This window comes from Thiohalomonas denitrificans, assembly GCF_016841685.1.
GTDB lineage: Bacteria > Pseudomonadota > Gammaproteobacteria > Thiohalomonadales > Thiohalomonadaceae > Thiohalomonas > Thiohalomonas denitrificans_A.
The window spans coordinates 1-9274 of record NZ_JAENYR010000105.1; the positions used below are offsets into that span (position 1 = coordinate 1).

The following is a 9274-nucleotide window of genomic DNA, read 5'->3' on the forward strand; positions in this document are numbered from 1 at the left end:
ATCTGTTCACCGGGAAGGAGCTGGATGAGGAGACGGGGCTGTACTACTTCGGGGCTAGGTATTATGACCCGAGGACGAGTGTTTGGCAGTCGGTGGATCCGATCCTCGGTAAATACTTGCCAAAGGTAGGTCAAGATTCAGATCAACTAGGCGGTCATGGCGGTGTTTACAACTCATTAGCTTTAAGCCTTTACGGTTATGCGCATCTCAATCCATTAATGCTAGTGGATCCAGATGGCAAGGACGTGGCGGTGCCTGTGTATTTCCGTATGAATAGTAAAACTGATATCAGTTCTCATCGCGGTGATTATGGTGTGGTCGGATTCAAGACGTACGACTACAGCACCCCACAGGAATATGAGACGGCTAAGTCTTCTGGTAACTTATCAGGGACGGTAGGTTCGTTTGAGGTTTCTTTTGATGCCTTTAGCAGCAAAATGAAATCGCATGAGCGGGGCAAAATGCTTGGTGATAATGAACAATGGGCGCAGCTTAACGATATAAGCGATTGGAGCCCCGATATTCATGCAATCTCTGTTACGGATATTGGTAAAAAGAATCAGGATAAACTTACTGTCACTAAAGGTGGTAAGGAAACAACAATATCGGCGGGCCGAATTCATTATGGAGGGCCATTCTTCTCCGAAGGCTGTGCAACTTGTGTTAGTTCACAGTACACAGGGAAAGACGGAAAGAAAGGTTTCGAAAATCTCCTCAGAGAGGTATTACCTAGTTTAAACACAGGTGGTAAGGAAGGGACATACATGCAGTTACCATCTAGAGATTGGTGGCCGTATTACAATGATGGTGAATAAAGCCAATGACTAGGGAGAACATACTGAAGTCTGTGTTTGGTTTTTTTGGGGCGGTATTGCTTGTGGTGATGGCCGCCGCAACATTTAGTTCGTCAGGTGTATCGCTAATAAGCTGGCCGACCACTGTTTTATCTCTGGACGGTTGGCATGGGCTTGAGCTTGAGAAAGGCGTTAGGTGCCCTGTCTGTTACTCTCTAGTTTTTCCGGATAAATTTGGAATGAATGATGATGAGGAGATGCAGATACTAATCGACCTTCCAAGAAAAAAAGTCGATAACAGTTTGATTTACGATCTTGATGGACCATTATTTGCCGACAAAGACGTGTTAGATCATCTTTTTCACCTGGCAGTGGACTACGATTATGCGCCGGCAGGCGACATTATCTTAATGCCGGATAAATATGGGATGTTGCTGGGCCTAGAGACTTCAGAAAATATGATTGGTACTCATGTCATTCCTTTGCTTCATCAGTATACAAAGTTAGAGGAATTGGTTCGGAAAGACGGGTATGAAGAATTAGCAAAACAGATTTGTCACTGGTCAGCCGGTCAGCAGAATTTTCAAAACGCAAATAGGTTAATTGAGAGTGTTAGAGAACGTAATTATAAGCGTTTTGGAGATGTGTTGGCGGTGATTTGCAAAGAAGAAAAGGAGTTCATGAAGAAACACGGGGAAGAGTTCAAGGAGTAAGCCCGTGAATTCCGGGGACAGTATACCTATTAAATCGAAAGCCCCGCCCGGCCATCGCCGAGCGGGGTTTTGTCTTTTTCTCACCCCTCGATAGTCAGCACCAGCCGCCCGGGACTGACGCGTACCCTGACCGACGTACCAATCGCAGAATCAATGGGGTGTCCCGTCCGCCTGTCCGCTACACCCCCTGCATTTGAAATCGGCGATTTTTTCGCCGATTTTCCCCCTGACCCATGTGACGGCACACGCAAACCCAGCAAAATCACCGAGAGATCCGTCTAGCTATACCGGCATTCGAGGCTTTACGGTGTCCCGTCCGCCTGTCCGCCACACCTCCGGCATGTGAAATTCCGCGATTTTTCGCCGATTTCTCCCCATTCCCCAGTGACACCGGTCACAATCTTGTCAATAGCACTGCAAGATCCCTCACTTCACACCGTCCATTTCCGGAAAATACCTGCAGCAGGACATAGGTTTCCCCGGACAGGGCTTCCCGTCACCATTTTTCCGCCTTGCTGCCCTGTTCCCCGGCTGGCTAAAGCCGAAGGTAATACCCCGTCAGCAAGCCATCCCATGCCTCAAACCATGCCTCGTTGTTTGACTGTTTGGTATAGATATCCTCGCCTGACCAAGTCTCCGCCGGAGTCTGCCCATCCAAGTTCTGATGTGGTCGTACATGGTTGTACCAAAAGCGAAACTGGACCAGCGCACCATTCAGTTGCGTGAGAGAGTCGATCTCCCACAGCCTGAGTTTTCCCTTGAGCGTGCCAAAGAGCCGTTCAATCCTCCCATTCATCCACGGACACCCCTTGTCGGTGCGTTGGTGCCTGATCCCCAGCAGCCCAAGCCCGAAGCGAAACAGCCGTGAGGTAAATATCGCTTCATTGTCCGTACGCAGAAATGTCGGTTTTCCGTATTTTTCGATAACCAAAAGGGGTCAAGTCTTTCATTGTGCATAGCCTCCTTCCGGTACTCCCAAGAATGATCCGACGTACCGCAATTTAATCCAACCCCAGAATGATTGTTCTCTCTCTCCGATTTAGGGAGCGTCTGACCTGCGCATCTCGCGACGGCATCGTAGGCCGCACCTTCAGCTCGCCAACGGCAACAGCCTCCACCGGCTGACCTACGCCACCGGCACCTACCAGGGCGCCGAGGGCAGTGTCGAGGGCTACACCCTCGATATGGACTACGACCCCATCCACTCGCCGCTCCTGCGCATCCTGCGCTCGCGGCATTAGTGTATCCCTGCACGTCACATCACCCGCAAGAACCAGAGGCACACAGTGGGGACCCTGGACGGTGAATCGACCAAACAGGCGACCAGCTACGATTGGAGCTACGCCTATGACGCACAGGGAAGTGCTAATGCCGCGGGAGGCATGGATGCCGGGAGCGGCCGAGGGTCACAGCCCCACGCCCCCACCCGCATCGGCGAGCTGGACGAAAGCGGCAGCATCGTCGGCCGCACCTTCAGTTATGACGCCAACGGCAACCAGCTGGGCTGGAGCGACGACAAGAACGCCACCTACCGGGCCATCAGCGGACGATGTCCAGGGATGGACAAGTGTCGCGGGAGGCAGGATGCCGGGAGCGACTGATGAAAACCGCATTCAGTCCATCGACGACCACGGCAAGGTGAGCCATTACGGCTACGACGATGCCGGTCAGCGGGTCATCAAACAGTCCCGTCAGAACCTGACCGTCTACGTCAACCAGTACTTCACCGAAAGAAACGGCTCCATCGGCTCCAAGCACATCTTCGTGGGCAACTCACGGATAGTGACCAAGGTCACCGGCGGCACCAGCTTCATCCGCAGCTATGATGGCGTCACCGACGCCAAGACCCCGCCGGGACAGGAGAAGAAGAGCGACAACCCGCAGGAGAAGAGCAACAACGGCAAGGCCCTGGGCAAGGACAAAAACACCGAGAAGACCAACAACGGTAAAGCCCTGGGCAAGGACAAGGAGAAAAACAACAACGGCAAATCACCTGGCAAGGACAAAAACACCAAAGCCAAGACCAAGGGCAACTTCAAGCAGGGCTCCCACCCCGGCCAGGGCGTCGACAACCGCTCCGACCGAGCCAATGAAGTGGCGATGAACACCTGCAAGAACAAGCACCTCATCGAAGAGCACTGCGACGAGGATGGCAACGGCATCCCCGACAGCCAGGAGGACGGTAGCGACGGAGGCATCGAAGACGGTACCATCGGTGACAATACCGACGGCACCGAGGAGGAAATCGTCACCCTCGGCTCCAACGGAGAGCAGCTCTTCTACTACCACCCGGACCACCTCGGCTCCACCGGCTACGTCACCCGGGAGAACGGCGAGGTGCACGAGCACATCCAGTACTTCCCGTTCGGGGAGACCTGGGTGCAGCAGGGGGGGAATACAGAGAAAAGTCCGTACCTGTTCACCGGGAAGGAGCTGGATGAGGAGACGGGGCTGTACTACTTCGGGGCACGGTACTATGACCCGAGGACGAGTGTTTGGCAGAGTGCGGATCCGATTCTTGAGAAGTACCTGCCGAGTGGAAATAATGAGCGGGATGCTCAGTTGCCGGGGATGGGAGGGGTATTCAATCCCATCAATTTAGGGCTGTACACCTATACGCATAACAACCCGGTTCGCTACACGGACCCTGATGGCAATGCTATATGTGGCGGTGCTTGTGTCATCGGTGGAATTATTACGCTTGGTAGGATTGTCGTTCCGAAGTTACTGCAGCATTTTGCGAAGAAACACGGGCCTGGAATGGTCGCGGGCGCAGCTACTGCTGGCACGATTGCACTGAACGAGGGACAAAGCGATAACGCTGGGAACGAAAGTGGAAGAAAAATTGGTGACATTGATATTCCGGCCGATGCCACACCTGATGATGCTCGCGATATCTTAACAGATGCAGGATATCCGCCCGTTGGAAACACACAAGATGAGAGTACCGGTACAGATGAGAGTGGGACTTTTCATGAGGTCGATGTTAAGGGGAATAAGACTAGGGTTAGGGTGATGGATGGGAAGGGGAATAATGGTCCGAGGATATCAGTTAATAGCGCAAACAATCCCAAGCAACCGGTTAATCCGACAACGGGTAAGCCATTCAAAGGAAATCTGCCTAAACAGAAACAAAGGGAGCAAAGCCACATCCCCTTGCGGCCATCTTCGTCGGAGTAGCTAGTGCAGCAAGACCAGATTCAGAAAATGCTTTCGGACCTGTTGGTTGGTGCTACCATTCTTTCTATGAAGGTGGCTGGACCAGAGCTGGAGATATTCTTCACTGGCGGGAATTCAGGTGTGGCGGAATTATTCTCGGTGGATACCGATGCTCGAATTTTCGTCGGAAAAGGAAGTTATCCTGAGAGTGAAAAGTTGCAGGACGAAGACTTTTTTGCTCAAAGATGTGAAGCAATAGTTGGAATTTACAAGCTTACAGGGTATGACGTTGACAGTGTTTCAGTTTTTCCTAACGGCTCATTGGATATTTTGGTGGAAGGGGTAAATATATTGATCCTGCCGGAAAAGGAAGATTCGTGGGATTTCATAGTCCATGAGTCCAAAGGGCCGCACGGATATATCGGTTTTCACGAGGGGCAGGGGTTTAGGATCAGAGCATGACGTGAAAAGTGGGGTGTCCTGTCCGCCCGGAATGATCCTGGTTCTGAAAGCCCCGACTGGTCTGCCCAACACGCACGATGTCCCGTCCGCCTGTTCGCTACACCCCCTGCATTTGAAATCGGCGATTTTTTCGCCGATTTTCCCCCTGACCCATGTGACGGCACACCCAAACCCAGCAAAACCACCGAGAGATCCGTCTAGCTATACCGGCATTCGAGGCTTTACTGCCACAAAATCCCGGTATCAGGCACTCGGCTCCCCGGACAGTCTTTTTTTACACTCAATGCCGCTCCGCTTCGGCTGGCTAAAGCCGAAGGTGATACCCCGTCAGCAAGCCATCCCATGCCTCAAACCATGCCTCGTTCTTTGGCTGTTTGGTATAGACATCCTCACCTGACCAAATCTCCGCCGGAGTCCGCCCATCCAGATTCTGATGTGGTCGTACATGGTTATACCAAAATCGAAACTGACCCAGCGCTCCATTCAGTTGCGTGAGAGAGTCGATCTCCCACAGCCTGAGTTTTCCCTTGAGCGTGCCGAAGAGCCGTTCAATCCTCCCATTCATCTCGGCAATTGCTCCTGCATTGCTCTACCTCCCGCCATCCATGGCGGTCGCACGGACACCTGTTGAACGACAATTACTTTGACCGGTAGGCGACAACTATTTTGGCCGGTTGATCGCCTAACATGACGGCTTTCCTCGGAAATGCGAGGCAGGAGGATGGCTGTCAAAGAACAACAGGTCAAAGTGTATATGTCTGCAAGAAAAAACGGTTCGACACAGGTTGCCGGTGCGGCCAAAGCCGGGGTCTCCGAGCGCACGGCTAGGCGTATTGAACGGGGAGAATCGGGCGATAAGCGCCAAGGACCGCGCCACTGGCGGACGCGACAAGATCCATTGGCCGAGGTTTGGGAGACGCAACTCGTTCCCAAGCTTAAGATGGACGCCAAGCTTTCGGCTATCTCTTTGCTGGAATTCCTCCAGGAGCGGGAGCTGGAGCAGTACCCGGATAAACTGCTGCGTACCCTTCAGCGCCGGGTTAAGCAGTGGCGAGCCCAGTGCGGGCCGGAGCAGGAGGTAATGTTCCGCCAGCGCTATGAGCCGGGGCAGTTGGGACTGTCGGACTTCACCGAATTGAACGGGATTGAGATCACCATCGTCGGGGAGATGCTGGCGCACCGGCTGTATCACTTCCGCCTCGCCTCTAGCGGCTGGAGTTATGCCCGGGTCACTTTGGGTGGCGAGAGCTACACCGCCTTGGCCGAGGGGCTGTGTGAGGCCCTTGCCCGGCTGGGTGGCGCGCCCCGCGAGCACCGCACCGACTCGCTCTCGGCCGCCTACCGCAACCTCTCCAAGGACGAGCAGGCGGACGTGACCGCCCGTTACGCGGCCCTGTGCCGGCACTATGATATGGCCCCCTCGCGCAACAATCGGGGCCGCAGCCACGAGAACGGCGCCATTGAGTCGCCCCACGGCCACCTCAAGCGGCGCCTGCGTGATGCGCTGGCCCTACGGGGCTCTAACGACTTCCCTTCGCTTCAGGCGTACCGGCAATTCATCGACGAGGTCGTGGCCAAACACAACCGGCGCAATGCCTCTTCCATCGGTGAAGAGCGAGCGGCCTTACAGCCCCTGCCTAAGGCCAAGGCCGCCGACTACACGGAGCTTTTCGCCCGGGTCACTTCCGCCGCCACCCTGAGTGTCCGGCTGGTGGTCTATTCGGTGCCCTCCCGGCTTATTGGGGAGCGGCTGCGGGTGCATCTGTATGACGACCGCCTGGAGTGCTACGCCGGCAGCGCCTTGGTCTTAATCCTGCCGCGCACCTACCCCGTCAAGGGAAAGCGCCGCGCCCGGCGCATCGACTACCGCCACCTCATCGGCTCATTGGCCACCAAGCCCATGGCCTTCTACCGCTCGGCTCTGCGTCAGGATATCCTCCCGGACGCCACCTAGCGGGCGGCCTGGCGGCAGCTGGACACCCGGCTTGAGCCCCGGGAGGCGAGCCGGCTGATGGTCGGGGCCCTGAAACTGGCCGCTGACCACAACTGCCAACAGGCCTTGGGGGACTATCTGCTGAAGACAGCGCACTGTGGTGAACTGCCGACGCCGGTGGCGCTACAGGAGCGTTTCGGGCCGCCCCGGACAAAACCGCCTGAAGTGGCCGTGGTGCAACATACAGCGGCCGATTATGATGCGCTGATCGGCTGCAAGCCCACTAAAGGCGCCACCGTGGTGCAGGAGGTGACCCATGGCTGATTCGACCGCACTGCCGACCCTGCTCAAGGCCCTGCGCCTGCCGACCATGGCTGAGCAGTGGGAGACACTCCAGGGCGAGGCCCTGCAGGCCAATTGGGGCTTCTCCGACTATCTGGCCGCCCTGTGCGAGCAGGAGCTGGCCGAGCGCGAGAGCCGGCGCCTGGACCGCCATCTCAAGCAGTCACAGCTGCCATTGGGCAAGACCCTGCGCGCCTTCGACTTCGAGGCCTGCCCCAACCTCAACCCGGCCACCCTCGGGCAACTCGCCGGGGATGTCGGCTGGGTCGAGCGGGCGGAGAACCTGCTCATCTTCGGCCCCTCGGGCGTGGGTAAGACCCACCTGGCCGCCGCCATCGGTCACGGCCTCATCGACAAAGGCAAGCGGGTCTACTTCACCCCCACCACCGCTCTGGTCCAGCAACTGCAGACTGCCAAACGGGAGCTGCGCCTGCCCGAGGCGCTGGCCAAGCTCGACAAATACCACCTGCTCATCCTCGATGACATCGGCTACGTCAAAAAGAGCGAGGGCGAGACCAGTGTCCTGTTTGAACTCATCGCTCATCGCTACGAGACCGGCAGCCTACTGATAACCTCCAATCACCCCTTCAGTCAGTGGGACGCCATCTTTGCCGACGAGATGATGACCGTCGCCGCCATCGACCGGGTGGTCCACCATGCCACGATCATCGAGATCCAGGCCGAGAGTTACCGCAAGAGAACATCCATGCAAAGGAGGGCGGCTATGACGTAAACATCTAAATTCACCCACCGACGGGACCGGCCATTCTAATTGTCGCCGACCGGACAGAATAATTGACGTCAGACAGACACCCCTTGTCGGTGCGTTGGTGCCTGATCCCCAGCAGCCCAAGCCCGAAGCGAAACAGCCGTGAGGTAAATATCGCTTCATTGTCCGTACGCAGAAATGTCGGTTTTCCGTACTTCTCGATGGCATCGAGCAGATGGCGGAGGAGGGTGATGCTCGCCTTGTCGCATAAGCCATGCAAACAGAGATTAGCCCGAGAGCCATGCTCCACCAGGCCGAGGATGTGGTGAACCTTGCCGCCTGTGTCGGACTTGCCGGTGAGGTCCATCGCCCAGACACGGTTGAGAGGCACGGGGTTCGGTTTTCGGTGTTTGAGCTTCTTTCTCAACACCCGGACTTCGTATTCATGCTTGCGGATGGTCTCGCTGACATAGGTCTTGCCGACACTTATACCCTTGTAAACAAAGCGCCGGTTGAAACTGTCCGCCAGGGTGCGACAACCCGAGTAGGGCATCAGCGCCTTCATGCGGATGATCTCCTTCGGCACCCAGTCGGGTTTTTTCGTGAATCGGTAGTTGACTACCGAAGAGCCACTCCTCTTTCTTCGACCGAATGACTGACAACGCCGCCGGTGGTTGAGAGACCAAAGCACGAGAATAGCGGCGAAACCCAGAACAAGAAAAAGCCCCAAAAACAGCCGCATCCCTCGTGTATCCTGTTGTTTTTCTGTGCTAGTGCCTAACACCTTCCATGGTACCGCGAACGCCATGAAGTCGGGGCCTTCCCAAGCTCTTTGACAATTCGGGATTTCTGCAAGACCGGATCGCAGCCCATCACAGCCGGGCGCGAGTATGCGGAAATCGGCGGGTCGGCCATCGATACCCCCAGGTTGGGCAGTGTCGAGGGCCACACCCTCGACATGGACTACGACCACGACCCCATCCACAGCGCCGCTCCTGCGCATCTGCGCCCGCTTCATTGGTGCATCCCTGAACGTCACATCACCCGCAAGAACCAGCACCACACGGTGAGCACCCTGGAGGGCGACTCGACCAAACAGGCGACCACCTACGACTGGAGCTACGCCTATGACGCACAGGGAAGTGCTAATGCCGCGGGAGGC

Annotated in this window: 11 protein-coding genes and 1 pseudogene; 8 read left to right on the forward strand and 4 right to left on the reverse strand. The window is 55.9% G+C overall.

Annotated features, from left to right (window positions below):
• A partial coding sequence (locus tag Q7L05_RS15855) for an RHS repeat-associated core domain-containing protein (RefSeq protein WP_303908957.1) occupies positions 1-815 on the forward strand: 815 nt, incomplete at its 5' end.
• Positions 816-820: 5 nt separating this feature from the next.
• Positions 821-1507: a hypothetical protein gene (locus Q7L05_RS15860; protein ID WP_303908960.1), complete on the forward strand. Its 687-nt coding sequence runs from the start codon at positions 821-823 to the stop codon at positions 1505-1507.
• A 535-nt stretch (positions 1508-2042) separates the two neighbouring features.
• Here the strand turns inward: Q7L05_RS15860 and Q7L05_RS15865 are convergent.
• Positions 2043-2438: an integrase core domain-containing protein gene (locus Q7L05_RS15865; RefSeq protein ID WP_303908963.1), complete on the reverse strand. Its 396-nt coding sequence runs from the start codon at positions 2436-2438 to the stop codon at positions 2043-2045.
• Between the two features lie 70 nt (positions 2439-2508).
• Positions 2509-2745: a hypothetical protein gene (locus tag Q7L05_RS15870; RefSeq protein ID WP_303908968.1), complete on the reverse strand. Its 237-nt coding sequence runs from the start codon at positions 2743-2745 to the stop codon at positions 2509-2511.
• Positions 2746-2793: 48 nt separating this feature from the next.
• Between Q7L05_RS15870 and Q7L05_RS15875 the strand changes: the two genes are divergently transcribed.
• Genes Q7L05_RS15875 through Q7L05_RS15885 form a run of 3 tightly spaced genes read left to right on the forward strand, consistent with a single transcriptional unit; the run spans position 2794 to position 5128 of the window.
• Positions 2794-3108, forward strand: a complete 315-nt coding sequence (locus tag Q7L05_RS15875; RefSeq protein WP_303908971.1) for a hypothetical protein — start codon at positions 2794-2796, stop codon at positions 3106-3108.
• A complete protein-coding gene (locus Q7L05_RS15880; protein WP_303908973.1) occupies positions 3092-4687 on the forward strand; it encodes an RHS repeat domain-containing protein in 1596 nt (531 codons plus the stop codon). Before Q7L05_RS15875 ends, Q7L05_RS15880 begins: the two co-directional genes overlap by 17 nt.
• A 3-nt stretch (positions 4688-4690) precedes the next feature.
• Positions 4691-5128 carry a hypothetical protein gene (locus Q7L05_RS15885; protein WP_303908976.1) on the forward strand — a complete coding sequence of 146 codons (438 nt, stop codon included), beginning with the start codon at positions 4691-4693 and terminating at the stop codon, positions 5126-5128.
• A 304-nt stretch (positions 5129-5432) separates the two neighbouring features.
• Here Q7L05_RS15885 and Q7L05_RS17550 read toward each other — a convergent pair whose 3' ends face one another.
• On the reverse strand, positions 5433-5693 hold the full coding sequence (locus tag Q7L05_RS17550) for an integrase core domain-containing protein (protein ID WP_411293347.1): 261 nt from the start codon (positions 5691-5693) through the stop codon (positions 5433-5435).
• 156 nt (positions 5694-5849) lie between these two features.
• On the opposite strand from Q7L05_RS17550, the pseudogene istA reads away from it, so the two are divergent.
• Together istA and istB are read left to right on the forward strand one after the other, a co-directional pair.
• Positions 5850-7385, forward strand: a pseudogene (istA, locus tag Q7L05_RS15890) (IS21 family transposase).
• The gene (gene istB, locus Q7L05_RS15895) at positions 7378-8136 is read left to right on the forward strand and encodes an IS21-like element helper ATPase IstB (RefSeq protein ID WP_303908979.1); all 759 of its coding nucleotides are present in this window, start codon (positions 7378-7380) and stop codon (positions 8134-8136) included. Before istA ends, istB begins: the two are co-directional and overlap by 8 nt.
• A 10-nt stretch (positions 8137-8146) precedes the next feature.
• Here istB and Q7L05_RS15900 read toward each other — a convergent pair whose 3' ends face one another.
• Positions 8147-8854, reverse strand: coding sequence for an integrase catalytic domain-containing protein (locus tag Q7L05_RS15900; protein ID WP_303908982.1), 708 nt, complete (start codon positions 8852-8854; stop codon positions 8147-8149).
• Positions 8855-8944: 90 nt separating this feature from the next.
• On the opposite strand from Q7L05_RS15900, the gene Q7L05_RS15905 reads away from it, so the two are divergent.
• Positions 8945-9274: hypothetical protein (locus Q7L05_RS15905; protein ID WP_303908985.1), on the forward strand; the 330-nt coding region annotated here is incomplete at its 3' end.

Excerpts from the sequence above, each read along its gene's own strand:
- Q7L05_RS15860 (WP_303908960.1), top strand. The coding sequence starts at position 821 with ATGACTAGGGAGAACATACTGAAGTCTGTGTTTGGTTTTTTTGGGGCG.
- Q7L05_RS15870 (WP_303908968.1), bottom strand. The coding sequence starts at position 2,745 with ATGCCGCGAGCGCAGGATGCGCAGGAGCGGCGAGTGGATGGGGTCGTA.
- Q7L05_RS15880 (WP_303908973.1), top strand. The coding sequence starts at position 3,092 with ATGCCGGGAGCGACTGATGAAAACCGCATTCAGTCCATCGACGACCAC.
- Q7L05_RS17550 (WP_411293347.1), bottom strand. The coding sequence starts at position 5,693 with ATGAATGGGAGGATTGAACGGCTCTTCGGCACGCTCAAGGGAAAACTC.
- istB (WP_303908979.1), top strand. The coding sequence starts at position 7,378 with ATGGCTGATTCGACCGCACTGCCGACCCTGCTCAAGGCCCTGCGCCTG.
- Q7L05_RS15900 (WP_303908982.1), bottom strand. The coding sequence starts at position 8,854 with ATGCGGCTGTTTTTGGGGCTTTTTCTTGTTCTGGGTTTCGCCGCTATT.